General features: G+C 64.8%; 18 protein-coding genes and 1 pseudogene. 8 read left to right on the forward strand and 11 right to left on the reverse strand.

Features of this window, described 5'->3' with window-relative positions; genetic code table 11:
- Positions 1-102: 102 nt before the first annotated feature.
- The 5 genes from IVB50_RS04015 to IVB50_RS04035 form a co-directional block, all read right to left on the reverse strand.
- Positions 103-1287, reverse strand: a complete 1185-nt coding sequence (locus tag IVB50_RS04015) for an adenylate/guanylate cyclase domain-containing protein (protein WP_247294641.1) — start codon at positions 1285-1287, stop codon at positions 103-105.
- Between the two features lie 149 nt (positions 1288-1436).
- The gene (locus IVB50_RS04020; protein ID WP_085359682.1) at positions 1437-2018 is read right to left on the reverse strand and encodes a HutD family protein; all 582 of its coding nucleotides are present in this window, start codon (positions 2016-2018) and stop codon (positions 1437-1439) included.
- A gap of 73 nt (positions 2019-2091) precedes the next feature.
- Complete coding sequence (locus tag IVB50_RS04025) at positions 2092-2940, reverse strand: SDR family oxidoreductase (protein WP_085350339.1); 849 nt, start codon at positions 2938-2940, stop codon at positions 2092-2094.
- A 9-nt stretch (positions 2941-2949) separates the two neighbouring features.
- The gene (locus IVB50_RS04030) at positions 2950-3501 is read right to left on the reverse strand and encodes a carboxymuconolactone decarboxylase family protein (RefSeq protein ID WP_085384392.1); all 552 of its coding nucleotides are present in this window, start codon (positions 3499-3501) and stop codon (positions 2950-2952) included.
- Entirely contained in the window at positions 3479-4180 is a 702-nt protein-coding gene (locus IVB50_RS04035; RefSeq protein WP_247294644.1) for a TetR/AcrR family transcriptional regulator, read from the reverse strand. The genes IVB50_RS04030 and IVB50_RS04035 overlap by 23 nt, the downstream gene beginning before the upstream one ends.
- 118 nt (positions 4181-4298) lie before the next feature.
- Between IVB50_RS04035 and IVB50_RS04040 the strand changes: the two genes are divergently transcribed.
- The 3 genes from IVB50_RS04040 (at position 4299) to IVB50_RS04050 (ending at position 6764) form a co-directional block, all read left to right on the forward strand.
- Positions 4299-5288 (forward strand): tripartite tricarboxylate transporter substrate binding protein, encoded by a 990-nt coding sequence (locus IVB50_RS04040; RefSeq protein WP_231188860.1) that lies wholly within the window; start codon positions 4299-4301, stop codon positions 5286-5288.
- Positions 5289-5313: 25 nt separating this feature from the next.
- Positions 5314-5850, forward strand: a complete 537-nt coding sequence (locus IVB50_RS04045; protein ID WP_247294646.1) for a VOC family protein — start codon at positions 5314-5316, stop codon at positions 5848-5850.
- A 101-nt stretch (positions 5851-5951) separates the two neighbouring features.
- Positions 5952-6764 (forward strand): class I SAM-dependent methyltransferase, encoded by an 813-nt coding sequence (locus IVB50_RS04050; protein ID WP_247294648.1) that lies wholly within the window; start codon positions 5952-5954, stop codon positions 6762-6764.
- Positions 6765-6787: 23 nt separating this feature from the next.
- Here IVB50_RS04050 and IVB50_RS04055 read toward each other — a convergent pair whose 3' ends face one another.
- The 3 genes from IVB50_RS04055 to IVB50_RS04065 all read right to left on the reverse strand — a co-directional run bounded on the left by IVB50_RS04055 (position 6788) and on the right by IVB50_RS04065 (position 11341).
- Positions 6788-8344 carry a L,D-transpeptidase gene (locus tag IVB50_RS04055; RefSeq protein ID WP_247294650.1) on the reverse strand — a complete coding sequence of 519 codons (1557 nt, stop codon included), beginning with the start codon at positions 8342-8344 and terminating at the stop codon, positions 6788-6790.
- A gap of 329 nt (positions 8345-8673) precedes the next feature.
- Complete coding sequence (locus IVB50_RS04060; protein WP_018455677.1) at positions 8674-9723, reverse strand: fatty acid desaturase; 1050 nt, start codon at positions 9721-9723, stop codon at positions 8674-8676.
- 181 nt (positions 9724-9904) lie between these two features.
- Entirely contained in the window at positions 9905-11341 is a 1437-nt protein-coding gene (locus IVB50_RS04065) for an oligosaccharide flippase family protein (RefSeq protein WP_247294652.1), read from the reverse strand.
- A gap of 304 nt (positions 11342-11645) precedes the next feature.
- Between IVB50_RS04065 and IVB50_RS04070 the strand changes: the two genes are divergently transcribed.
- Positions 11646-12713, forward strand: a complete 1068-nt coding sequence (locus tag IVB50_RS04070; protein WP_018455679.1) for an endo-1,4-beta-xylanase — start codon at positions 11646-11648, stop codon at positions 12711-12713.
- Between the two features lie 3 nt (positions 12714-12716).
- On the opposite strand, the gene IVB50_RS04075 is transcribed toward IVB50_RS04070, so the two are convergent.
- The 3 genes from IVB50_RS04075 to IVB50_RS04085 form a co-directional block, all read right to left on the reverse strand.
- Positions 12717-13667, reverse strand: a complete 951-nt coding sequence (locus tag IVB50_RS04075; RefSeq protein ID WP_247294657.1) for a DUF6492 family protein — start codon at positions 13665-13667, stop codon at positions 12717-12719.
- Between the two features lie 95 nt (positions 13668-13762).
- Positions 13763-14557: an rRNA adenine N-6-methyltransferase family protein gene (locus tag IVB50_RS04080; protein ID WP_018455681.1), complete on the reverse strand. Its 795-nt coding sequence runs from the start codon at positions 14555-14557 to the stop codon at positions 13763-13765.
- Positions 14554-18024 (reverse strand): AAA family ATPase, encoded by a 3471-nt coding sequence (locus IVB50_RS04085; protein WP_085350333.1) that lies wholly within the window; start codon positions 18022-18024, stop codon positions 14554-14556. Before IVB50_RS04085 ends, IVB50_RS04080 begins: the two co-directional genes overlap by 4 nt.
- Before the next feature lie 142 nt (positions 18025-18166).
- On the opposite strand from IVB50_RS04085, the pseudogene IVB50_RS04090 reads away from it, so the two are divergent.
- From IVB50_RS04090 to IVB50_RS04105, 4 genes and pseudogenes are all read left to right on the forward strand, one after another.
- A pseudogene (locus tag IVB50_RS04090) lies at positions 18167-24606 on the forward strand (amino acid adenylation domain-containing protein).
- 141 nt (positions 24607-24747) lie between these two features.
- The gene (locus tag IVB50_RS04095) at positions 24748-24921 is read left to right on the forward strand and encodes a hypothetical protein (protein WP_247294660.1); all 174 of its coding nucleotides are present in this window, start codon (positions 24748-24750) and stop codon (positions 24919-24921) included.
- A 245-nt stretch (positions 24922-25166) separates the two neighbouring features.
- Positions 25167-25898 (forward strand): 4'-phosphopantetheinyl transferase superfamily protein, encoded by a 732-nt coding sequence (locus IVB50_RS04100; protein ID WP_018455684.1) that lies wholly within the window; start codon positions 25167-25169, stop codon positions 25896-25898.
- Positions 25895-26875 (forward strand): LLM class flavin-dependent oxidoreductase, encoded by a 981-nt coding sequence (locus tag IVB50_RS04105; protein WP_018455685.1) that lies wholly within the window; start codon positions 25895-25897, stop codon positions 26873-26875. Before IVB50_RS04100 ends, IVB50_RS04105 begins: the two co-directional genes overlap by 4 nt.
- Positions 26876-26972: the final 97 nt, after the last annotated feature.

Below are 26972 nucleotides of genomic sequence, written 5' to 3' on the forward strand. Positions count from 1 at the left end.
GAAACGCTTGGTTGCGCTTCGCACCGAGCGTAGTCACACAATCCTGCGTTGGCAACAGGACTCGATGATCGCCCGCTGCTTAGCCGGGGGCCTCCGTCATCTTCAAAACGCAAAAAGCTCGATCGGATCGCTGAAGCCGCGCACCTCATATTTTCCGACATGCTCCAGCTCGAACTCTCGCTCGACCAGCTCGGCAAAGTCGCGTGACAGCAATACTTTCTTTCCCAATTGCTTGGTCAAGGCTTCGAGGCGTGAGGCCATGTTGACGGCGGGACCGATCACGGTGAAGTCGAGCCGGGTGGACGATCCGATATTGCCGTACATGACGTCGCCGACATGGACGCCGATGCCGTAGTTCAGCGGCGCTCGGCCGGTGCCGTCGTTGCGCGCGTTCAACGCGATCATGGCCTGCCTGGCTTCGGTCACGGCATGCAGCAGGTTTGCGCAGGCCTTGGGCTCGCTCAGCGGAAAGATGGCGAGCAGGCCGTCACCGATGAATTTCAGGATCTCGCCGCCATGCCGCGCGATCGGCTCCGACATCGCGTCGAAATAATCGTTGAGCAGATCGATGACGTCGTCGCGCGGCCAATTGTCGGAAATCTTGGTGAAGTCGCGCAGATCGCAGATCATGATCGCGGCGCGCACCGTCGTACCGGTACCGCGCCGCGTGGCGCCGGCCAGGATGAGCTCGCCGGCATGGGAGCCGACATAGGTCTCGAGCAGCGTTCGCGCCAATCGATTCTTAACGCGGATCTCGCTGACCAGCGCCAGCACAGGCAACAAGTTCTTGAGGGCAGCGACATGGGTGTCGTCGAAGCCGCCGGGCCGGTTGGTCGCGAAGGTGACGAGATGGCGCTTGCCGAGCGTATGATAGAGCGGCCAAGCCACATAGTCGGTGAGGCCCTGCGCGCGCATCTCGCGGTAGAGCGCGTGCTTGCGGCCGAGCGCTGGGTCCTGCTCGAGATTTTCGCGCAACTCGGTCGCGCCGTCGAACATTTCGTTGGCGGGACTGCCGATATATTCAGACCGCTCGCGGACGTCATGGTCGACCCGTGCAATCTCTGCCTCGCGCATGCCGTCGGCCCAACTGAAGCGGGCGCCCAGCCATTGCGGGTGCTGGATCAGCACGTGAAGGGTTGAGCGCGCCAGCGGAATGCCGGCCTGCTGAAGCCGGATGCACATCTCGGCAAAGATATTGTCGATAAAGCGCTGGTCGCGCGTGCCGTTGATCAACCAGTCGACGACGCCGTCGGACAGCGTGGCGGATTTGTTCTCTGGCGCGGTCATATCTGCCCGTTCATATCGTGGCCGCCCATATCGTGCTTTGGCTTTTGGGCGGCGGCTGCATCACGGCAGATATCGTGCTCCGGCGCGACGGCGTCAACCTAGCCAGTTGCACGGATTGTGCGCATCGCTCTGGTGGGCTGGAACGCCGTTCAGCCGACGATCTGGATAGAGCCCAGCACGGCCAGCCCCGAGACGAGCGCAAGCGTCGATGCCCCCGTCAGTTCGACTTTCAAGGTGTTTTCGTGCGAAATCGAAAAATCCGTGCCTTCGAGACGGATAGTGCAGTCGCCGCGCGCCGCATAAATTAGATGCGTGCCGGCGGACAATCGCCGCTCACCGGGCTCCTTAAGCGCTTCGAGCTCAAGCGCGACCGCACCGCGCCGGCCCATCAAATTCACCACCTCGACTCGCCCTTCCTCGAGCCGGGTCACGATCTCGAGCTCGCCGGTGAAGCGCACCGTCGTAAACGGCTCGCGCTCGTCGAATTCCTCGGTGGGCGACTTCAGCACCAGCCCGCGTCCGCCGACCACCATCTGCAGGCGGTCGATGCCGGGCATATGGGAGAATGGCCCCGGCGCCACAATCGGCGTGGTCGCGAAGCGCCAGAGCAGGCTGTCCCAATCCTTCACGGATTCAGCGCGATGGGCATCCGCAATATCGGTGAAGATGCCGCCGCCGTTCTTCCAGGGCGAGCGGGCGTAGTCTTCGGATTTCAGCAGTGTGGTTTTCATGCCTTTGAGGCTTATCAGATGAGCAGGCCCTGCGAAACTGTCGCGTCGAGCCGCAGCCTGTTACGGATCGACGTCACATCCCGCTCAGGCCGCTATCGACCGCGAGCGTTTGCGCGGTGACGTAGACGCTCTCGTCCGAGAGGAAGAACAGCACGGCATAGGCGATTTCCCAGGCGGTGGCCTGGCGGCCGAACGGGACGTGACCCTTGCCGCGCGAGGGGCGGCCGGCGCCGGCCTCGCGACCGTTCGGCGTGTCGACGAGACCGGGATAGACGAGGTTGGCGCGGATGCCGCGGCGCGATCCGAGATGGGCGATGTTGCGCATGAGGCCGCCGAGCGCGGCTTTCGAGGAATCATACACCGCCATCTGCGAGCCGGCCTTCAGAGCGGCGATGGAGGAGATGAAGACGATCGATCCGCCGTTGCCGAATTTCGGCAGGCCCGCGCGGCAGCACAGCATCGGACCGCGAACGTTGACGTCGTAGATCGCATTCCACTCCTCGGGGCTGACGGCGTCGAGGCCGACCTTGCCGAAGGTGCCGATGTTGAGGACCATGCCGTCGAGCCCGCCCATGGCGCGATGTGCTTCCTCGATCATGCGCTGGACGTCGGATTCAGAGGTGACATCGGCCGTGATGGCAAAGCCCTCGCCGCCTTCGTCGGTGATGTGCTTGACGGTCTGCTGCGCGGAGGTGTGGTTGAGATCGGCGACCGCGACCTTCGCGCCCTCGCGCGCGCAAAGAATGCTCATGGCGCGGCCGTTGCCGATCGGATCGGTGGCGGCGTCGAACACACGCTGGCCACCGCCGACGATCAGGATGCGACGCCTCTCAAGGCGTCCCCTGCCCGGCGCTTCGCCCAGCGATTCCGCGCTCGGCGGGAGAACATAGCGCTCCGGCCTGGTCTCGGAATTCTCACGCATGCGCGCCGCCTATCTCTTGCCGCTGTCGTAGACCTTCATGCCGGCTGCCGGGTCGAGATCGGTCTCGGTCGCCTCGGTGACACGCGCCATCATCATGTAGAAGCCGAGCGCGACGATGGATTCGACGATCTCCTGGTCGCTGAAATGCGCGCGCATGGCGGCAAAGATCAGCTCGGGAACGCGAACGTGCTCGACCACTTCGCGGCCGAATTTCAGCAGCGCGCGCTCGGCCTCGCTCAGGCCGGCGGCATCGTAGTCGGCCCGCTCGACCGCATCGATCTGTGCTTGCGTGCAGCCGATTCCGAGCGCGATCGGCACGTGCTGGCGCCATTCATAGGCACCGCCTTCGAGCTGGGCGGCCTGAAGGATCAGGAGCTCGCGATGGACCGCACTGAGCTTCTGCTTGTGCAGGATCGAATTGCCGAGCCGCATCGCCGGGATCATGTTGGCCTCGGCATGGGCCATCATGCGGAAAATATTCAGCTTGACCGGCATGCGGTCGAACGAGGCGCGGATGTCGCCGCTCGTCGTCTCCGGATCAATCAGGGGCAGCCTTGCCACGAGTCTCTCCCTTGGCTTTTCGTTTCTTATTGTCCTGTGTCCCGCCATCCGCCGCGATCAGCGACAGGAAGAAGGCGAGATAGCGGTCGATCGCCTCGATCACCTTCGGCCGCGGCGACGGTGCCGCGCCCATCACATAATGCTCGAGACGGATGTAGATCAGCCCGGCCGCGAACAGCCGCGCGGTCTCGCGTGGGTCCGGCGTCGAGACGAGACCGGCGAGCGCAAAGCCGCGGAAATAATCCGTCATCATGCTCTGCTCGCGCGCATAGAAATGATCGGCGAATTTGGCGCGGATGCCGGGCACGCGGTTGCGCTCGGCGGTGATCACTTTCTGGAACTGGTGCTCGCGCGGATCGGACCATTGCTCGACGAGATCCAGTGCAAACTGGCGGCAGAACGCGGCGGGCTGGCGCGCGAGCTGCTTGTAGCGCGGCTCTTCCAGCCGGCTCGCCGAGCTGGCCGGGCCGTGCTCGCTGACGATCGCCTCGAGGATCGCGGCCTTGCCGGCGAAGTGATTGTAGAGGCTGCTCTCGCGAATGCCGACGCGACGCGCGAGCTCGCGCATCGAGGCGCCGCCATAGCCGCTCTGCGCGAACAGATCGAGCGCCTCGGCGAGAATGCGCGCGCGGGTCGTGGGCGCAGCCGCTTCCGCCGCGCTGGTGGTGTGGACAGCCATGCGGGCTTGACTAACGAACGATCGTTCGCTAGTCAACCGCCGGCACGATCGCTCGTTCGGTCTTGCGCTTCAACTCCGCTCTCAAAAGAAGCGGAGAGCAATCTGGGGAGATCAGGTCATGGCGCGCTTCGTCCATTTTCGTCTGCTGCGCGCCGCAACTTTGTCATTGGTCATAACGTTTTCGGCAATGCTGCCTGCGCGGGCCGAGGATCCGGCCGCCTATCCCACGCACAAGATCAGGATGCTGCTGCCTTATGCGGCCGGTGGCGGCGGCGACGTGATCGGACGACTGCTCGGCGACAGGATGGGCAAGACGCTCGGACAGAGCGTCTATATCGAGAACCACACCGGGGCTGCCGGCACGCTCGGCACCCAGATGGTCGCGGCGTCGGCGAATGACGGCTACACCATCACCGTAGGCGGCATGACCACGCATGTGCTGGCGCCGGCGATCTATCCGAAACTGCCTTACGATTCGATCAAGGATTTCACCACGATCGGGCGCATCGGCACGTCCTCGATCATGCTGGTGGCGACCAAGGATTTTGCCGCCAACGACATCAAGGGCCTGATCGCGCTGGCCAGGAAGGGCGAGCCGATCCAGTACGGAAGCTGGGGCGTCGGCTCGACCGGACAGTTCTGCGCGGAAATCCTGATGCAGCAGACCGGAATCAAGATGGACCACGTGCCGTTCAACGGCATCGCCAAACTGGCCGGCGATCTGCTCGGCGGCCACATCTCGCTGGCGACACTCGACATGGCGACCGCGACGCCGCTGGTGAAGGACGGCTCGATCAAGGCGCTGGCCGCCTGCGGCGAACGCTCGCCGAGCCTGCCGGATGTCGCAAGCTACAAGGAACAAGGCGTGCCGTTCGACCGCAGCCTGTCCTGGGCGATGTATGCGCCTGCGGGGCTTGCCGAACCGATCGCAAGAAAGCTGTCCGCGGCGCTGAAGGACGCGCTCGCCGATGCCGACGTGAAGGAGAAGCTGCTGGGGCTTGGCATCACGCCGCAATTCGTGCCGGGCGACGAGCAGCGTGACATCAACGCCAGCGACATCGCGGCCTGGAAGCAGGTTGCCAAGGACGCGGGCATTGAACTGAAGTGATCAAGCTGACAAGAGGAGCGCGGGCATGAGCCGCATCTTCGGCGCGGTACGCCAGAACGGTTATGTGGTGCGGGACATCCACTCCGCGATGAAGCACTGGATCGAGGTGATGGGCGTCGGTCCCTGGTACTACATGGACCGCGTCAAGACCGACTGGTTTTGCCATCGCGGCGAAAACTCCGCCGTCGAGATGAGCATCGCGCTGGCCAATTCCGGCGATCTCCAGATCGAGCTGATCCAGCAGCGCAACGACGCGCCCTCGCTGTACAGGGAGTTCCTCGAGTCCGGCCACGAAGGCCTTCAGCACATGTCCTACTGGAGCCACGACTACCAGGCGCTCTACGACAGGGCGCTCGGGCTCGGCTACAGGATCGGCCACGAGGGCCAGATCGGCGGCGACAAGGGGCGCTTTGCCTATTTCGACACCCAGGCCCATCCAGGCACCGTGATCGAGATCTCCGACATCAGCGGCACCAAGGGGCCGTTCTTCGAGAAGGTCCGGCAGGCTGCTTTGAGCTGGGACGGCACGCGGCCGATCCGCGAGGTCGGAGGGGGCCGATGACGCTGGCCGGCAGGAACCGGCCGGGTTCACCGCGCTGCTGGCGCGGTAGACGGCAATTGATGGTAACGTGAGCCTCGTCTCCGAACTTCAGCGAGGCAAGCATGTCCAACACCGACAAGGTTTTCGCCGGCTCGATCCCGAAGCTTTACGACGAATATCTGGTGCCGATGATCTTCGCCGTTTACGCCGACGACATCGCAAGACGTGTCGCGGCCCGGTCTCCCTCCGTGCTGCTCGAGATCGCGGCAGGCACCGGCGCCGTGACGCGCGCGGTGGCGGCGGCGCTGCCGCGCGGTGTCCGTTATGTCGCCACCGACCTCAACGAGCCGATGCTCGCCGTCGCGGCGCAGCGTCAGGCAGACGACGATCGAATCTCGTGGCGCCAGGCCGACGGCTCGGCCCTGCCCTTCGACGATGCAGCCTTCGACGTGGTCTGCTGCCAGTTCGGCGCCATGTTCTTTCCGGACCGCGTGAAGGCCTACGGGGAAGTGAAGCGCGTCCTCAACGGCAATGGCACGTTCGTGTTCAACGTCTGGGATCGCATCGAGGACAATGTGCTGACGCATGAAGCGACCGTCGCGCTCGAAAAGCTGTTTCCCGACGACCCGCCTCGTTTCATGGCCCGGACGCCGCACGGCTATCACGACAAGGCCGTCATCAGAACCGACCTCGAACGCGCAGGCTTCCGTGACATATCGATCGAAACGCGAGCTGAAATAAGCCGGGCCCCGTCGCCCGAGCACGTCGCGATCGCGCTCTGCCAGGGCACGCCGCTGCGCAGCGAGATCGAGGCGCGCGATGCCAGCAAGCTTCAGGCTGCGACCGACATCGTCGCCGAGGCGATCCGAACGCGCCATGGGTCCGGACCGATCGAAGGCAAGATCCAGGCTATCGTCATCGAGGCGCGGCGATAGTGCGAGCTTCGATCCGCCCGCTCCTACCAGAAGCCCCGCTGCATCGGCTGTGCCGGCTGATAATATTGATACTGGCCGCGCCGGCGCGGATTGACGGGCTGCGGATTCGGATCGCGCTGGAAGAAGAAGCCGAAACCGTTGCCGCCATTGTCCCAGCCGTCATCGCTCGCCATGGCCATCGGAGGCGCGGTCGGCTTGCGCGTGATGAAACCGCCCTGGGGCTGGTTGCTCAGCACTGCGACGAACTCGGTGCGGTAGTTGGTCTCGCTGCTCAGCGGCTCGTCCGAGATGATGATCGAGGAGCGCGGCAACGCGGTCGGCGCGATGCGATCGAGCACCTCCTGTGGGATGGTGATGCGGTCGAGTGCGTTCTTGGCGTTGTCGCTGTCTTCGATCGTGACCACGCTCCAGCGCAGGCCGGTGTCGGTCTTCGCCATCGCGGTGAAGATATGCGTGCCGAGCGGCTGATCCGGATTGCGGATCGTGACGGGAACCTCGATGCTGGTGTCGAACACCTCGCCGCCGCCGTCCGGTGCCGGCTTGTGCGTGTTCCGCCGCACGTAGAGCTTCTGCGTCGCGCGGCTGATGTAGACCGAGACCGGCTCGAGTGCGAGCTTTGCGTCGGTCGCGGCCTTCACGGCATCGGCCTTCCTGGCCGCTGCCGCCTTGGCGGCCTCTTTCGTGGCAGCCACCGCGTCGCGCTTCGGTTGTGCGGCGCTCTTGGCGGCATCGAGCTGCGTCGCCGCGTCGGCGGCCTTGGTGGCGGCCTTCTGCTTCAGCTCCTCGGCCTTGGCGCGGGCCTGATCGGTCTTGGCGGCCGCGAGCTGCCTGTCGGCGAAGGCGAGCTCGGCGTCGGCGCGGGTCTTCTGCTGTTCCAGCTTGCGCAACGAGGCCGGCAGCGATGCCGCCTCTTTCGCGGCCGCCGTCGCGGCCTTCTTGGCCTCGTCGGCCGCCCTTGTGGCCTCCTCGGCCTCGCCGGAGAGCCTGCCAATTTGGCCCGGCGCCGCCGCAATGGCGTCCCGCTTCGGCATGAACAGTGCGGGATGAACGATGTCGATCGGAGCCGCGTCGTTCGGCGAGATGATCACCCGCATCCCGATGTTGGTCTTGTCGAACAGGCCCTCCGCAAAGCCGAACGGCATCCGCACGCAGCCATGCGAAGCGGCGTAGCCGGGCAGCGGCCCGCCATGCAGCGCGATGCCGTTCCAGGTGATGCGCTGCATGTTCGGCATCCAGGCGTCGTCATACATGGTCGAGTGGTGGTCCTTGTCCTTCTCGATGATGGCGAAGACGCCGGCCGGCGTCTCGCGTCCCGTCGTGCCGGTGGACACCGGCGCGCGAAAAATCCAGCCCTCGGCGTCGTAGAAGGTGACCTGCTGGCTCTTGATCGACACGATCGCCATGATCGGTTCGCCAGCCTCGCGCGGTGCCACCGCCTCGGCCGGCTGACGCGCCTGCTTGGCCGCATTGGCCGGAGCCACGGCCGCAAAGGCGAGCATTGCCGCCAGGGTCACAATTCGGGGGGGCCCCCAACGCCGCATCGCCACGGTGGATTGCGCCGTTGTCATCAGGTTTCTCATGCCATCCTCGGTCGAAATGCCAGTCCGCCGGTCATTGATCAGATTGCGATCTTTGAATTAAGAAATCGCCGCCGCCTTACGTTCCGTCTGTGGCGACATTCGGCACGTTCCGGCGATAAATCTCATATACGACGGTTAACGCAGGCGGAAGGGCGCCGCGCGGCCGAAGCTGGCGGTCTATCGCTGCGACAGAATGACCGGGGATCGGTGACACGGCTGCCAGCGCCCGGCGTCGGACGGCGAAGCCACGTTGAACGGCCGCTAGACGCCCATCGCGTTCCGATCGCGCGAATTCACGCCGGTCGGCGGCCGCGCGGGGCGGCGTAAAGCTAAGCCACTGGAGTCAAGGCTGCCTTTTCAAACAAGGCTGCCTTGCCAAACAAGGCTGCCTCTCCAAAGGAGACGAGCCGCTGCCGTTCCTCGTCCCACAAGGTCAGCCGCACGGTCCGCAAACTCTGGAGCAGCGTGATCCGCCCGACACCAGCGAACTGCGGATGGTCGCGCAATACGTCCTGCAAGCGATAGCAGGGAATTCGACTGGACAAATGATGGATGTGGTGGACGCCGATATTTGCCGTGAACCATCGCAAGACACCCGGCAATTGGTAGTGAGAGCTGCCGTGCAGCGCGGCGTCGTGAAAGTTCCAGGTCTCGTCGTGGGCCCAATGCGTGTGCTCGAACTGGTGCTGGACGTAGAACAGCCACACACCGATCGACGCCGCCAGGACAACGATCGGCAGATGCACAAGCAGCAACGGCCCATAGCCGACCAGCCAGATCATCGTGACGGCGAGAACCGCGAGGGCGATGTTCGTGCCCATCGTGCTCAGCCAGGGTTTCCAGCCGCGACGCATCATCCCGACCGGCAATCGGTGCTTCAAGATGAACAAATACGAGGGACCGGCGCCAAACATCACGAGGGGATGTCGATACAAGCGATACAGCGTCCGGCGCCATCGCGACCGCCCGAGAAATTCGCGCGTGGTCAACGTATCGATGTCGCCCAAGCCCCTGTGGTCGAGATTGCCGGAATTCGCGTGATGGCCCGCATGGTTATGCCGCCAGTAGCCGTATGGCGTCAGTGTCATCACGCCGATGGCACGGCCGACCCAATCGTTGGCAACGCGGCCGCGGAAGAACGAGCCGTGTCCGCAATCGTGTTGGATCATGAAGAGGCGGACCAGCAAACCCGCCGCGGGCACCTCGAGCAGGAGGGCAAACCAATAGCCCTGGTCAAGAGCGACCCAGATCAGAGCCCAGATGACGACGAACGGGATCGCCGTGATCGCCAGTTCGAGGACACCCCGCGTATTGTCAGGCTCGCGATAGCGGGCAAGCAACTGCGCCGATGCGCGGATTTCCGGCGTTCCTTGGGTCATATCTGCTCTGCTCCCGACATGCCGCCCAAGAAGCACAGTTATGGCCACGGACGCAACAAAATCGCCCTCCGCCCTAGACCCGGGCGGCTGTGCGCTTCCGGTCGGAACCGAGCCATCGCCAGGCCAGGCGGCGCTTTCAGAGCTTCAGACGCTGAGGCCGAGCCTCGTCAGGCATCGCGGCTTAAACGCCCAGCGCCTTGCGGTTGAAGGTTCGCAGGAAACGCAGCGACAGCGTCCGGACGTTTGCGATGTTCAGCAACCACGCGGCAGCGGCATAAGCGAGCCCGCCGGCGAGGCTCACGAGCATGAGCGGGACGAGGCCGATGCCATTGACCTGGGATCGTGCCACGAGGATCGCAGCCGCCATCGCCGCGGCGGAGACCGCAACGCCGGCGAGGCGGTGGAGGTCGAACGGGACCGGATGGGCGCGATGCATCAGCACGACGGCAACGAGGAAACCGATCGCTTCGGTTGCAAGGGTCGCCAGCGCCGCGCCGTAGAGACCATGGCCGGCCACCAGCACGAACATCAACGCCACGCTGACGACCAGCGTCAGGAACGACTGCGCCGCCAGCATGAACGGTCGCTCGGCAAGCTGGAAGCTGATCTGCACATAGAACTGATTGGCGATGCCGAACAAGCGCGCGAGCACCAGGGTCGGCAGCAATACCGACACGCCGGCGCGGAAGTCGACGCCGACGAGCGTGCCGGCGACCTGGTCGGCTACGAGCGCGAGCCAGACCGCGACGGGCGCAACTACGACGAGCAGAAGTTCGAGGCTCTCGGTCAGCCGCTCCCGCGTCGTCTCGATGTTCTTGTCCGACAATGACCGGAACACCAACGGCACGGTCGCCGCGGCGACGCTGGAGGCGATCATGACCATGAACTGTCGCGGCAGATCGGCGGCGACGCCAAAGATTCCGGCGGCGTCCTTGCCGAGCAAATAAGCCACGATGAGGCGGTCGCAGGCCGAGTAGACCGCAACCGACAATCCGGCCAGCGTCAGCGGCAGGCCGTAGCGCGCGAGCTGCACGAACTGGCTGCGCTGAAAGCGCGCGATCCTGGTGCGGTCACCGAGAAGGTTCAGGATGATCCCGGCGAGCGAACCCAGGCCGAATGCGGCGAGCAGTCCCAGTCCACCCCAGCCGAGCCAGATGCCGAGCAGGCCGAAACCGACGCTCGACACGCTGCGCACGATCGAGATCGCCGCGAACCTGTAAGGGCGCAGTTTTGCGCGCTCGAACTCCTGGCCGACATCGACGGCATTCGCCATGATCGCGACGAACATGCTGGCAAGCAGCAGCCCAACGCTGAGATCATTGCGGAACAGGAAAACCAGCGGCGTGGTGGCGCAGAGGACGGCAACGGTGAGCGCGAAGGCGACAATCGCTGTGCCGCGAAAATCGACCTCGGCCGACATCGCCTGATAGCGCGACACCGACAGCTTGATCCAGGCGAAGAAGATTGCGCCTAGAATGCCAGCCAGGCTGATGCCGACGACATAAACGCCGTACTCCGCCGGCGTCAGCAGCCGCGTGTAGGCCGTGACGGCAAAGAAGCCCACCGCCGCAGGCAGGATGTAGGCGACGAGATAAATCGAGAAATGGCGGTTCAGCATGCGAGCACGGGACCGGCAACGTTGTTGCGAGTGTGACGGCCGTTCATCAATTGGACCATGGCGGGGCCAACGAATTGCGCCGCAACATCTCTCAAGAGTGTCACATAAGTCTGGAGATCGGGCGGCGAATCCGGTTTTGAAGCCGCTTTCGCGGGTTAGCGTTAAATTTGCCCTTCCCTGACGGCGCCACGGCCACCGAAAGGAACCGTGATTCGCACTGGCAAAGTTAACCCAACGAGGGAAATCCCCGGCGTTGCAAGGCGTCGCTTGGTACGGTGGCGCGTTGGCTCCGATAAGGAATGCCGTGACCAGGCTCGACAGACGCGAATTTCTCCTCGGCAGCGCCGCAGCACTCGCGGCAGCCGCATCGGCGTCCGCAGCGCCGGCGTCGAAACTCGCCCAGCGCTATCAGGGATTTGGTGCCGCGGCCACGCTCTGGGATCTGCAAGCGGATCCCAGGCTCGGCGAAGCCATCAGCACCTACTGCACACAAGTCGTGCCGGTGCTCGAGCTGAAATGGCCGATGCTGCGTCCGGACGCGCACACCTTTGCCTTCGAACGCGCCGACGCGATCCTGGATTTCGCCCGGCAGAACGACCTGACGATGCGCGGCCACGCGCTCGCCTGGTATCACGACATTCCGGACTGGACCAAGCAGATCAAGGATACCAAGGGCGTCGAGCGCGCTTATGTCGACCACATCGGCACCGTCGTCTCCTATTACAAGGACAAGCTGACGTCGTGGGACGTAGTCAACGAGCCGATCCCGGACAATCCGCACAGCCCGAAAGACCGACGCGAGTCGTTCTGGACGCAGCATCTGGGCAACCGCTGGATTCCGCTGGCGTTCCGCACGGCGGCCGCGGCCGATCCCTTCGTCAAGCTCGCGATCAACGAATACGACATCGAGTCGGCCAAGGACACGTTCGTCGCGAAGCGCGCTGCCTACCGCCATCTCATCATGGAGCTGCTCGACCAGGGCGTGCCGTTGCACGCCGTGGGACTGCAAGCGCATCTGCATGCCGAGCTCGAGATCGACACCCATGGGCTTGCCGAATTCGTCACCGAGCTGCGCGCCTGGGGCCTCGAGGTGCTCGTCACCGAGCTCGATGTCGACGACCAGAAGCTGACGGGGACGCCGGCGGAGCGCGATGCCATCGTCGCCAAGCGCGTCGATGATCTCTTGACCGCGATCTCGACCAGCGGACCGGTGCGCTCGATCCTGACCTGGGGCCTCTCGGACCGCTACAGCTGGATCAACGGCACCTTTGCCCGCGCCGACAAGCAGCCGAACCGTCCTTTGCCGCTCGACGGCGAGTTCAAGCCGAAGCCGTTCATGAACGTGATCAGCAAGTTCACGAGAGACGTGTAAGGTCTAGCGAGCTTTCGGCACTTCGAACTGAGCCTCGTCGCCCATGTGCTCGGGCGAAAGACTCGGACCGCGACGGTCGCGCGAGCTGAGGCGGAACACGTCGCGGATGTCGTCGATCGAGGTCGACGAATAGGACTGGATGCACAGCGCGACCTGGTCGGGCGAAGCGGCGCGCATCATCGCTTCGATGGCGGGACGGTCGAGGCGGGTGTCGTCCCAATGCGAGACCGCGATGCTGTCCTCGGTGACCCGATGAGTGGCCAGATGCGCGGGCGCGTTCGCGACGAAATGGCCGTACATGAGATATTCCGAGAACTTCTTCTTCCGGCACAGTGCCAGAACCCAGTTCAATCCCGTTGCCGACTTGATCGAATCGGTCATCGCGCGCGCGGTGTCCTTGTCCCAGACCAGCGCGTTGCCGACATAGTCGTCCGCGGGGAAGGACCGGTCCTTGATGCCAAGGAGCTGATCGACGGTGCGGAGCCACAGGACATGCAAGGGGTGGGCGGCGTCGATCCCGTTGCGCGTGACGAACAGCGGGGTCTTCTCGGCGCCGGCATACTCACCGACGTCGAATTCGCGGAAGAACAGATTGTCCGAATCCAGGATGCAAACGCGCTGCTCTGGCGCGTTGAGGACGCCGGCGATCTTGAGGATCTGCTGAATGTGCCAGCCATGAACAGGTGACGACAGCAGCGACAGCCAGACGCGCCGTTTGCTGATGAACTGCAGAGCCGGCGGCAACGCCCACAGCCATTTCGGCAAATAGCGCGAGGCCGGAACGATGACGCGTTTGTCGGAAGCGAACCGCGCGAACAGCGGCAGATCCTCATCGTTAACGAGAACATAATGCCGTGTGTAGCCCGTCAACCAGATGTCGATGCTCTCGCTGAGCAGCGAAAAGCGCTCGATATCCTTGGCGTAGCTGGCGGTCAGCAGGGCAACGGAATGCATGGCGCGCGCTCGTATGGCGATCAGGCCGCAGTCATAGCGGCGCCGAGACGCGTTGGATACTTACATTCGCAATCAAGGTAAAATGAAACGAAGCATTAGCCATCCGACGGCAACCCCTGCGCGATGCCGCGAAAGCGCAGCGGCGCCAGCGCGGAGGCGCGCTGCCACCAGTCGGCGACGCGGTCGTCGAGCGCGGTCAGACCGCGGCCTTGGCCGGGAAATATCCGGATCTGCTGCACCGCCTCGGCTTCGAACCCCCTGCCCTTGCGGGTGATCTTGAGGGCGGCGCCTTCGCGGTCCCGCTGGGTCAGCGGCACCAGAAGCCGGCCGCGCGGACGAAGCGACCGAAGCCAGAGCGGATGCGGCTGCGAGAAGCCGGCATGAACGATGATCACGTCGGCGGGTTCGCCGATGTCCTCGCATCCGTCGCCATGGACGACCGCGACGTTGCGATAGGCGCCAAGATAGGTTGCGGCGCGCGCCGCAAGCCGCTCGTCGCATTCGATTGCCTGCACCCTGCCCTTGGGCCCCACGATCTTCGACAGCACGGCTGAGAAATAGCCGAGCCCGCAGCCGATCTGGACCACACGGTCTTTTTCCCCGACGTCGAGCAAATCGATGAAATGCGCCCACAGGCTCGGAAGTCCGGTATCAAGCTTGCGGCGCGCATCGATCGCGACCAGCACATTGTCCTGGAGATGAACGGGATCAGCATCCGGCGTCAGCCGATAGTTGCGCGCCGCCTCGGTCTTGATGCGCCACGGCCCCTTCGCCAGAAACTTTTCGCGCGGAACAGTGCCGAGGGCTTCGAGCAGGCGCGTTGAAGAGATCCGCTCGCGTTTTGAGATCAGCTCCACGTAACGCGCACGCGCGGCGGCAAGATCGCTCATCTCACGGAATCGGCCTGTTTACGAACAAGCGCGTCCACGCCGAGCTCGTCGATCAGTTGCATCGCCTGTTTCAGGTCCGGCGTGGAAAAGCCCTCGCTGAACTTGGCCACAATCGGTACGAGCAGGAGACGAGCGTGCTCGCGCTTGCCGGCTTGGTGCGACAGGCGCGCGAGGCTGACGGCGGTGCGAAGCTCCCAGGACAGAGCGCCCTGCTTACGCGCGATCTCCAGCGACAGGTTGAACAGGTCCTCGGCCTCCTGCACCGAGGCCGGATTCTCATCCGACAGGGTGATCTCGCCTTGCAGGCGGTAGACTTCGGCGAGGTAGGAGTGGTCGCCGGTCCGTCTTGCGGTCGCGAGCGCACCGTCCAGCGCGCGCAAGGCGGCATCGCGCATTCCGACCTTGGCGTAGGCCTCCGCGAGCAGGCAGCGGAACCAGCAGCCGGCGAGCCAGGAATCCATCGCTTCGTATTCGTCGAGGCCGAACCGCATCTGGCTGAGGCCTTCGTCGGCCTCGCCGAGCTGCGCCAGCGCCCAGCCGCGCAGGATCGCCGCCTGCTGCTTCCAGTGCAGGAAATTGTGCTCCGTGGCGATGATCATGGCGCGGTTGGCATGGTCGCGCGTGCCCTCAACATCGCGCAAATGCTGGCAGAGATAGGCGCCGAACACGAGCGCGAAGGCGAGCGTGAATGGGTGGCGGATCTTCTCGGCGTTCGCGATCGCCTGTTCGCTGTGCTGGCGCGCCGCGTCGGGCCGGCCGAGGAACCACAGGAGGTAGCCGAGATAGGACAGCGAGACGACACCGGGATCGGTGCCGTGCCGCTCCATCAGATCGGAGTGCAGGTCGGGGCTGTAGAGGTTGATGCAGCGGTGCAGATGATGCTGGGACGCGGCAAAGCGCCCGCGATAGAGCATAGTCATCGCGATCGAGCGATGCGCCTCGATCAGATAGCCGGTCTGCTGCGCCGGTTGCGTCCCCTCGTTCAGCCGCTCGCGCTTGGCGAACTTCAACAGCTCGACGCTGAGATCGTGCGCGCGGGTCAGATCGGCGCGGATGAAATGACAGACCCAGAGCCCGCGCGTGGCGGCGAAGGCCTTTTCGTCGTCGTCGAGCTGCTGGCCGAGTTCGAGGGCGCGGACGTAGTTCTCCTCGACCTCCTGCACGGCATAGCCCTTGGCGGCGATCAGCGCGTTGCCGAGCGCGATGCGCAATTCGAGCTCCATCTCATCGGCGCCCTGCATGCGCGCATTGGCCTGCACGACGCCGAGGCCGCGGCCCAGATGCCCGATCGCCTCTAGATTGGCGCCACTCTTGGCCGCCTGCTTACCGGCCTTAAGCCAGAAGCTGGCGGCGCTCTCGCTCTGGCCGGATTCGGTCATATGATGGGCGAGCAGTTCCGGTTCGCGCTCGGTCTTCTCGGGATACATCTCGGCCAGCACCTGGGCGATCCGGGAATGCAGCTTGCGCCGCTCGCTGTGCAGCAAGCTCGCATGCGCGGCGTTCTGAATCATCACGTGCTTGAAGGAGTAGAGCGCATCGGGCGGATGGCCGCGGCGCATGATCAGTCCGGCCTCCTCCAAATGATTGAGCGCGGCCTCGATCTGTTCGGCGGGTGTGTTGGCGACCGCGTGCAGAGTCTCGTAGGAGAATTCGCGGCCGATGGTGGCACCGATTTGCGCGATCCGCTTGAACGGCCCCATCCGGTCCAGCCGCGCCATCAGCGAGTCCGTCAGCGTCGCCGGGATCGCAAGCTGCCGCCACGGACCCGACAGCACGTAGCGCCCGTGCCGTTCGGTCAGGAGGTTGGATTCGAGAACCGTCTTGGTCAGCTCCTCCAGGAACAGCGGCACGCCGTCGGTCTTGACGATGATCTCCTCGATGACCTCCTTGGGAAGCTCGCGTCCCGCCACGCGCTCGACCAGCGTCGCGCGCAACTGCCGGCTCAACCGGTTCAGCACCAGGGTCGTGATATGCGAATGGGCGTTCCAGCTCGGCTGGAATTCGGTGCGCGCGGTGATGATGACCAGGATTGCCCGGTTCTGTGCCCGGTCGACCAGGAGATCGATCACCTCACGGGACGTCGGGTCGATCCAGTGCAGATCCTCGAATGCGATCACCAGCGGCTGCTCGCGCGCAAGGCCGAGGAAATGATTGACCAGCGCCGCGACGGTCGCATCCTTTTGCTGCTGCGGCGACAGCTCGAGCGGCGGATAGCGGTCGCCGGTCGGAATGGACAACAGCACGGCAAACAGCGGCGCAACCTGCTCGATGTCGCCATGAGCGGCGGCGATCGCGGTCTCCAGGCTCGCCAGCGACTGAACGGACGCATCCTCGCGATCGAGACCGAGAGAGAATTTGAGCTGCTCGGCGAACGGATAGAACGCCGTGGAGGTGTAATAGGGCGAGCACTGGAACGAGACCTGTCCATGGCGATCGCCCGCGATCCGGTCGAAGATCTCCTGGATGATGCGCGACTTGCCGATGCCGGGCTCGCCGAACTTGACCACGACCTGGCCCTCGCCCTCCTTGGCCTGCTGCCAGCGCCCCATCAGCAGCGCAATCTCCTCCTCCCGGTTGACGAGCGGGGTCAGCCGCGTGCCCATGGCGGCGGCGAAGCGGGTCTCCACCCGCGAGGCGCGCATCACGTGCCAGGCCTGGGCTTTCTCCGAGATTCCCTTGAGCACGTGGACGCCGAGATCGCGGTAGTCGAACTTCCCCTTCAGCAGCGACTGGGTCGACGTGGAAATCACCACACCGTTGGGCGGCGCCAGGCCCTGCAGGCGCGCGGCGAGATTGACGGTTTCTCCGACCGCGGAGTCGCGCTCTTCGGTGCCCTGTCCGACGAGGTCGCCAACCACGACGAGACCGGTTGCGATGCCGATGCGGACGGCGGGTGAGTGGCTGAGCGCGCCACGCGGCTCGATCGCGCGAGCGGTCGACAGCACCCGGACGATTTCCAGCCCCGCACGCACGGCGCGCTCGGCGTCGTCCTCATGTGCGGTCGGATAGCCGAAATAGACCAAAATACCGTCTCCGACGAAGCGGGCAGCAAAACCTTCGTAATGCTTCACGACGCGGACACAGGTTTCGCGGAAGCTCGCGATCATGTCGCGCACGTCTTCCGGATCGAACTGCACCGAGAGCGAGGTGGAATCCACCATGTCGCAGAACATGGTGGTGAGCTGACGCCGCTCGGCGCCGACCTCCGTCCGGATTTGCGGGCGCGCCGTCGCGTCGGGCTTCTCCGCGGTTTCGGCCCGGAACAACGCGGTCATGGCGCGCTGGAGCCGCTTCCGATCGCCGAGCGGCAATCCGAGCTCGACCAGATCGGATTCGGTCAGGTCCGCCATGACGTCGAGATCGAGACGGTGCTGCGCGAAGAGATCGGTATAGTGGCTAAGACCGATACCCTCGAGCCAGCGCTTCAGCCCGCCTTCCGCTCCCGTGCCCGGCTCATTCTCCAGCATGGTGATTCCGCCCGACCAATCACTCCGTCGAAGGGCTTAGGGCCCCGCAACCACAGATTTTGGGGCCAAAACTTCACCTCAGACTGGACGCCTTTCCTAACTTCTTGGAAGAATAGCCCAATCGGATCAAAAGGGAACGGAATTGTCGGACGCCACACGCCCAGCCCCGCGGGAAGCGAGCACGACGGCCGAAGCGAAGATATTCGAGGATATCGGCGGTCTTCTCGATTTCCATGCCCGCAAGATGCCGGTGGCCCCCGCCCTCCTCGCCCCCGGCCAGCCGGTCCTCAACTACGGCGGGATTGGCGCGCGGACGCAGGATCTCGTCCGCACGCTGCGCGGGCTCGGCATCGCTCCTACCGACCGCATCGCGGTTGCGTTGCCGCGCGGTGCCGACAGCGCACTGGCCCTGATCGCGGTAGCCTCGAGCTGCGCTTGCGTTCCCGTCAATCCCGATCTGACGGCGGACGAGCTGCAACGCTATTTCAGCGAATTGAAGCTGACGGCGCTCGTCACCCGGGCCGACACGAACTCGGCGGCCCGCGATGTCGCCAAGGCGCTCGATATTGCGGTGATCGATTTCGTGCCGGGGCCGCAAGACGATCTCGGCGGCTGCGCGTTGGTCGGGCCGGCGGTCGGACCGGCGAGCAGCAGCGGCGCCTCGCGCGGCGACGACGACGCGTTCATCCTGCTGACCTCGGGCACGGCGGCGCGACCGAAGATGGTGCCGCTGACGCATCGCAATGTGTGCCTCTCCGCCTACAATGCCGGCCGCGTGCTCTCGCTCGCGTCCCACGATCGTCTGCTCAACGTCCTGCCGCTGTTTCACGCCCATGGTTTGATTTCCGGCCTGCTGACGGCGCTGGCCGCGGGCTCCAGCGTAGTCTGTACCGAGGGTTTCGACGCAGCCTCCTTCTTCGGCTGGATGCGGCAGCTGCGACCGACCTGGTACACGGCAGTGCCGACCATCCATCGCGCGCTGCTGACGGCGGCGGAAGCCAACCCGGATCTTGCCCGATCGTCGTCGCTGCGCGTGATCCGCTCCGCCTCGGCCTCGCTTACGCCTGCGATCCTCGACGGGTTGGAGGCGACGTTCGGCGTTCCCGTGCTCGAAACCTACGGCATGACGGAGGCGGCCTCGCAGATCGCGGCCAACCCGTTCGAGCTGCGCAAGGTCGGATCGGTCGGCCGCGCCGCGGGCCCCGAGATCACAATCATGGACGAGACGGGCCGCGCGCTCGCCAGCGGCCAGCACGGCGAGATCATGCTGCGCGGACCCAACATGAGCCGCGGCTACTATAATGACGAGGCGGCGACGCAGGCTGCCTTCCGCGACGGTTGGTTCCGGACCGGCGATCTCGGCTATCTCGATGCCGACGGCTATCTCTTCATCGTCGGCCGCATCAAGGACGTCATCAACCGCGGCGGGCAGAAGATCTCGCCTCTGGAGGTGGAAGAGGTTCTGCTCAGCCATCCGGCGGTGCTGGAGGCCGGCGTGTTTGCCGTCCCGCACCCGAAGCTCGGCGAGAACGTCGCCGCAATCGTGGTGCTGCGGCCGAATTCCGAGGCGACTTCGGACCAGTTGCGCCAGTTCGCCCGGAAACGGCTCGCGGCCTACAAGGTGCCGAGCCTGATCCGCAGCGTCGCGACGCTGCCGAAAGGCGCCAGCGGCAAGGTCAAGCGCAATGCGCTCGCCGAATTGATTGCAACGGACGGCGGCGAGGAGGAGGCCCGTCTGCCGCGCAACGCGCTGGAGACCGAGCTCGCCGGGATCTGGGCCAATCTGCTGGAGCTGCCGCAGGTCGGGGGCGATCAGGACGTCTTTGCGCTCGGTGCCGACTCGCTCGCGGTGACGCAGATGCGTTCGCGCCTGCGCGAACGCTTCAATGTCGATTTCTCGTTCGAGGACGTTTTTGATTGCGCCACGGCCGCCGCGCTTGCGGCCCGGATCGAGACCGCCGCAATCCATCGCGAAACGATGCTACCGGCCTGGCGCCAGGCCGGGGAAGCAGACGCGCCGCTGTCGTTCCAGCAGCAGCGGATGTACGTGCTCTCGCGGCTCGACCCCACGCGCTACAATTATAACGTCGTCGAAGTCGCGCTCCTCAAGGGTGGGCTCGACGTCGCCGCACTTTCTGCGAGCCTCACCGCCGTATCGGCGCGCCATGAGGCGTTGCGGTCGGTCATCGTCGAACGCGAGGGCGAGCCGGTGCAGCTTGTGCTGCAATCGCCACCGCGGTTCGAGCGGATCAAGCTCAAGCCCTGCCCCGCGAACAAGCGGGTCGCTGTTGTCAGGCGCGAAGCACTCCGGCTCGCGCAACATCCGTTCGACCTTGCGAACGAGGCACCGCTGAAGGTCACGCTGCTCTCGTTCGACAAGAGCAGCCATGTGCTGGTGGTCAACGTCCACCACCTCGTCACCGACGGCTGGTCGCAGCGGCTGTTCTGGGAAGAACTCGCCGCCCATTATTCGGCAGCGCGCAAGAACGACGTGGCAGCACTGCCTTCGCCCGCCTTCCAGTATCGCGACTTTGCGCTCTGGCAGCAGAGCTGGGCGCAGACGCCGGCGGCCAAGGAGCAGCTCGATTACTGGCGGGTGCAACTGGACGGCGTCATCACGCTGCCGCTGCGAACCGACCGCCCAAGGCCGGAGGTCTGGAGCGGCCACGGTGCCCGTCACTATCTCGAATTCTCCAAAACCCTGTCGGCCGACCTGCGCGCGCTGAGCCAGAACAAGGGCGTCACGCCCTTCATGACCCTGCTCGCCGTGTTGCAGTGCCTGCTGTTCCGTCACACCGGACAAGAAGATGTCGCGACCGGATCGCTGATCGCCAACCGCAATCAGATCGAGAGCGAGCGCCTGATCGGAGTGTTCGCCAACACCCTGATCCTGCGCAATGATTTTGGCGGCGATCCGAGCTTCGGCGACATGTTGCGCCGGGTACGGCAAGTCACGCTCGATGCCTATCGCAATCAGGATCTCCCGATCGAGGAAGTCCTGCGCTCGCTTCAGATCGCACGAAGGACGGACGGCAATCCGCTGTTCCGGATCATGTTCATCCTCCAGAATGCCTCGATCGAGGCGGCACGATTCTCCGGTCTGTCGACGCGGCGGATCGAGATCGATCCAAAAGTGGCGCGATTCGACATCACGCTCGAACTGGTCGAGGCCGACGGCCGTTTCACCGGCTTCTTCGAATACGCCACCGATCTGTTCGACGCGGCGACGATCGAGGGCATGGCCGCTCAGTTCAAAACCCTGCTCAAATCCGTCATCGCCGATCCGGAGCAGCGCATCTCCCGCCTGGCACTCCTGACTGAGGCCGAACGCCGGCAGCTGCTGGCGCAGGGCCGGGGCGTGCCGGCCAATTTCGTCGCGCGCGGCAATTTGAGCGAAGGTTTCGATCGCCAGGTCAAGAAGACGCCGAACGCGATCGCGGTGTCGGACGGCCGCACATCCCTGAGCTACCGCGAGCTGGCGCGCCGCAGCCAAGCGGCTGCGCGCTGGCTCACTCTCGAAGGCGTCGGCGCCGAGGCCGTGGTCGCCTTGCTTGCAGATCGCGGGCCCGACCTGCTCGCCGCGATGATCGCCGTACAACGCGTGGGCGCCGCCTTCCTCAATCTCGATCCCGACCAGCCGCGGGAACGGCTCGCAACCATCCTCGGATCGAGCGGGGCCCGCATGCTGCTGATCGAACGGGCGCAGTCATCCATGGCGGAGGCGCTGCTCGAACCGCTGGTCGAGCGCATCCAAATGGCCGAGCTCGAGGACGCGATCGCGCCAGCGTCGGCCAAGCCGGCCCCCGCAAAGCGGCGCGCGGCGTCGAGCCTTGCCTATCTCATCTACACCTCCGGGTCCTCCGGCGCGCCCAAGGGCGTCATGATCGAGCAGCGCGGGCTGTCAAACCATCTGGCGTCGCTCATCTCCGAGCTGAACCTCTCGTCCCGGGACGTGATCGCGCAGACCGCGCCACAGAGTTTTGTCATCTCGGTGTGGCAGTTCCTCGCGGGGCCCATGGTCGGCGCGCGCGTCCACATCTGCGGGACCGCGATCGTGCAGGACCCGATTTTGCTCGCGCGCGAGATCGAGCGCGAGGGCATCACGGTGCTCGAGATCGTCCCATCGCTGCTGCGCGTGATCCTCGATCGCATGGACGAGGCACAAATCCGACGCGCCTTTGCGAGGCTGCGCCTTCTGATCTCGACGGGCGAACCGCTGCCCGTCGATCTGTGCAAGGCCTGGTTCGCCCGCTGTCCGAAAGTGCCGCTGATCAACGCCTATGGTGCCTCGGAATGTTCCGACGACGTCTCGCTGCATCGCCTGACCAGGGCGCCCACGACCACGACGGGCAACGTCCCGGTCGGCGCGCCGCTGCCGAATACCCAGCTCTACGTGCTCGACGCAAGCCTGCAGCCGCAGCCGGTCGGCGTAACCGGCGAGCTCTGCATCGGCGGCGCCGGCGTCGGCCGCGGCTATGTCAACGATCCCGCGCAGAACCGGCAGCGCTTCCTGCCCGATCCGTTCTCGCGCAAAGCTAGCAGCCGGCTGTACCGGACCGGCGACCTCGCCCGTCGCCGTGCCGACGGCACGATCGAATGCCTCGGTCGCGCCGACCATCAGGTCAAGGTCCGCGGCTACCGTATCGAGCTCAAGGAGATCGAGAACGCGCTTACCGACCATCCCAGTGTGTGCGCCGGCATCGTCGAGCCGCGTCGCGAAGCAAGCGGCGATATCAGGCTGATTGCCCATATCGTCGCGAGATCCGGCAGCCGGAGCAGCGCCAGCGAGCTGCGCGATTTCCTGAAGAGCCGGCTGCCGGGCCATGCCATCCCGTCCGCGTTCCTGTTCCTGGGTCAGGTGCCGCTCAATGCCCATGGCAAAATCGATCGGGCCGCGCTGCTGGCGTCGGCGCAGCAGGAAACGTTCGGACCGGATGCGGCCGTGCCGGCGCGGCGCTTTACCGAAAAGGTGCTGTCCGACATCTGGATCGACCTGCTGAAGGTCGAAAGCCTCGGCGTCACCGACAATTTCTTCGACCTCGGCGGCCATTCGCTGCTGGCGGGCCAGGTCATGGCGCGCGTCGCTCGGGCGCTCGGCGCGTCGCTGCCGATCAAGACCATCTTCGAGGCACCGACGATCGACGAGCTTGCCCGGCGGGTCGACGAGGCCGTGGCGGCAAAGCCGCGCAAGCCGGCCCCAACTGTAGCGAGGTTGGCTAGTGCGAGCCTGGCCGAAGGCAGCCCTCTCTCGATCGCGCAGGACCAGATGCTGCGGATCGAGCAGAATCTTCGCGGACTGCCGCTGTTCAACCTGCCTTTCGCTTTCCGCCTCCAGGGGCCGCTGAATCCGGCCGCCCTGGCGCAGGCGATCGACGACATCGTGCGCCGGCACGAAGCGGACTCATTTCGGCTGGAGCGGCGGGGAGCCCGTCAGCCGCATCGCCGCGCCCGGCGCCCTCGGCCGTGTCCTGACTGTCGGGACGATCGGCGACGGTCAGCCCCACAACAACAAGCGGCGCAAGGCGCTGGAGCTCCGCAAGATCAATCTCCTGATCGAACAGGAGACCTATGTCCCGATCGACACCACGCGCGCGCCGCTGCTGCGCGCCCGGCTGTTGCGGCTCCACGATGGCGATCACGTGTTGCTGCTGACGCTGCACCACGCCGTCGTCGATGGCTGGTCGATCGGCGTGCTGTTCGAGGAATTGTCCTACCGCTATGCGGCGCTGGCCGGATATTCGTCGGTGCCGCTGCCGAAACCGCCGCCGGCCTTTTCGGACGTGGCGCGCTGGCAGCGCTGGTGGTGCGGCACCGATGCCGCCCGCCGTCAGGCGGCCGACTGGACCGAGAATTTGCGCGGGGCGGCTCCCCTCTTCGAGGGCGAATCAAGGCCGGGCCCGTCCAGGGGGCACCATCCGGTCAGTCTCAAGCGTGAGCTGATCGGCCGGCTCGCGGCTTTCGCCGGCCAGCACAATTGCACGCTGTTCATGTGCCTGCTGACCGGCTTGAAGGCCGTGCTGCTGGGCGCGGACCGGCCGCGACGACATCTCGATCGCCACCGCCATGGCCAATCGCGCCCAGCCGGACACCGACCGGATCGTCGGTCCGTTCGAGAACACGGTGATCGTTCGCACCAAAATCACGCCGGAGCTGTCGTTCGCGCAGGCCGTAGTCCGGGTCCGCCAGAGCGTGCTTGACGCGCATGCGCGCCAGGAGCTGCCTTTCAACATCCTGGCCGATCATTTGGAGCAGGAGGGGGTCAATCCAGCCTCGCTGCTCCAGGTCTATTTCACCCTGCAAAATCCGCTGCGCCAGCCGCTCGATCTGCCTGATCTCACGACAGGATCGATCGGCAACATCGCCCGCGAAGGCCAGCCGGTGCTGCCGATCGACCAGACATGGCTGTCGCTGATGCTCAAGGAGCGGCCGACGGGAATCACCGGTTCGTGCAATTACAAGAGCGAGCTGCTCGACGGCGCTACGGTCGGCCAGTGGATGGAGGATCTCCTCGCGCTGCTCGCGGCCGCCCTCGCCCAACCCAACACACCGCTCGGCCGATTGCTCAATCGCAGGGCGGCATGACCGGCCGTACATCACGGATGAATACGGGGTCACTCGTCAAAGCTGTGAATGACCAAGTTGCATCTTGATTATTTGGCGCCATCGCGCAAGATTATTCTCGCGTTTTGATTTGGACGAGTATTTTCAACCGGGGAGTTCGTTATGGGTTTCATCAAATTTACCAAGGGCACCTCGTTGAGCGACAAGGACCGCAAGGCCCTGCAGAAGTTGCTCGGCGCCGAGAAGAAGAAGCTGCAGTCCGCGCTGAAGGACGTCGACGCCAGCATTTCGATGTTGGGCAGCTCCAAGAAGTCCAAGAAGAAGAAGAAGACGTAAGACTCGTCGGCCGGGACGCCGCACGAATCTTCAGGCTTCAGTTTTCGGGCTTCATTTTTCACATTTGGCCGCTCGCGTGTCGAGTTGGGGTCTCGCACAAGCTTGCGCCCGTAAACCGGCCAGCAATCGACAAGGATTCGCCCGAGTGGACCGCTAGAAGCGGTCCGCTTAGTTGATTCTTGCTCAGTTGATTCTTCCGTCATGGCAGGGGATTTGGCCCCGGCCTGGCGCCATGGGCCCAATTGATGGCAGACGACAGAATTGAACTGTTTGTCGGATTGATCGAGAATTTTGACACGCCAGGTGCGATCGATACGTGCCGGCGCCTGCTCTCGGTCGACGAACGGGTACGAGCCGACCACTTCGTGTTCGAGCGGCACCAGCGACAGTATATTTTCGCGCACGCGATGTTGCGCCTTGCGCTCTCGCACGTCGCACCTGAGGTCGCACCGACCGACTGGTCATTTGCGGCCGGGCGTTACGGGCGGCCGTTTGTCGCATCACCCAGGACATCGAGCACGCTGCATTTCAGCCTGTCGCACGCCGACGGCTGCGTCGCCTGCGTCGTGTCGGGGCATGAGACCGTCGGCGTCGATGTCGAGACCGTGTCGCGTCGGGTGGCGCCGCTGTCGACCGCGCTTCGGTTCTTCGCGCCGGAAGAGGTCGAAACGCTGCGCAGGCTGCCGGAGCCCGCCGCGACCGAGCGCTTCTTCGACTACTGGACGCTGAAAGAAGCCTATCTGAAGGCCAGGGGTTTCGGCCTCAATTTGCCGCTCGACGCCTTCGCGATGCAGGTATCGCGCGAGGCCATCGAGATCAGCTTCAAGCCCGATATCCCCGACGATCCGCAAGGCTGGCGATTCCAGCTGATCTCGCCGTCGCCCTCGCATCGTCTCGCGATCGCGGACGGCTCCCGCGCCACCGGCGGCCTTCCCATCACCCGCAATGGATGGCCGCTACAGGAGGCGGCTGAATGACGCCGCGGCGGCTGCGCGTCTTTCCCGCGATTTCGCGCAACCGCGACCCCAAGAAATATGTCGACGAGCTGATGCGGGTGGCGCAGTTCGCCGATCGCAACGGCTTCGAAGGCATCCTGCTATTCGAAGGCAACGACGTGTTCGTCGAGCCCTGGGCGATGGCCCAGCACATCATCGGCGAGACGACCCGATCCTCGCCGCTGATCGCGGTCAATCCGGTCTACATGCACCCGTTCACGGCGGCAAAATTCGTCTCGTCCTTTGCGCAGCTCCACGGCCGCAAGGTCTATCTCAACATGATCACGGGGACGGCGGTCAGCGATCTGCAGGGGCTCGGCGACGAGCAGTCGCACGCCGATCGCTATGTCCGGCTCGGCGAATTCGTTGCGCTGATGCGCCAGCTGCTGGCAAGCCCGCGTCCGACGACTTTCGAGGGCCGGTTCTACCGCGCCAGCAACCTGCAACTTCGGCCGCGCCTGCCGCCGGAGCTGATGCCGGAATTTCTGGTCGCAGGCCAGTCCGAGCCGGCACAGCGCGTCGCAAAGGAGACCGGCTGCATCAAGATGCAGATGTTGCCGCCGGATCTCGACCGCGGCCTCGATGCGCCGGGCATGAATTTTGGAATTTTCGCCCGCGAGGGACGCGACGAGGCGCGGCAAGCGGCAAAGGCGCGTTTCCGCGATAATGCCGACGATCGCGAGCTGCTCGCGCTCACCGTGGAGAACAGCGATTCCGTGTGGAAACGGCGCCTCTACGAGAGCCAGAGCGGCGAGCTCGCGGACAATGGCTATTGGCTGCTGCCGTTCCTGACCTTCCAGGCCGACTGCCCCTACCTCGTCGGCAGCTACGCGGAGATCGGCGCGAAGCTGAAGGAGTTTGCCGCGAAGGGGCTGACCACGATCATGCTCGACATGGTCGCGGACGAGACCGAGATGCAGCACGTCTGCAAGGCGCTCGCGGCAAGCGGGATGTTTTGAGTTGTGGATGAAGTCGACCTAACCATCCACATCGTCATTGCGAGCGTAGCGAAGCAATCCAGAGTCCCTCCGCGGAAAGATTCTGGATTGCTTCGCT

Origin of the sequence: Bradyrhizobium sp. 87 (assembly GCF_023073015.1) — a bacterium.
GTDB lineage: Bacteria > Pseudomonadota > Alphaproteobacteria > Rhizobiales > Xanthobacteraceae > Bradyrhizobium > Bradyrhizobium canariense_D.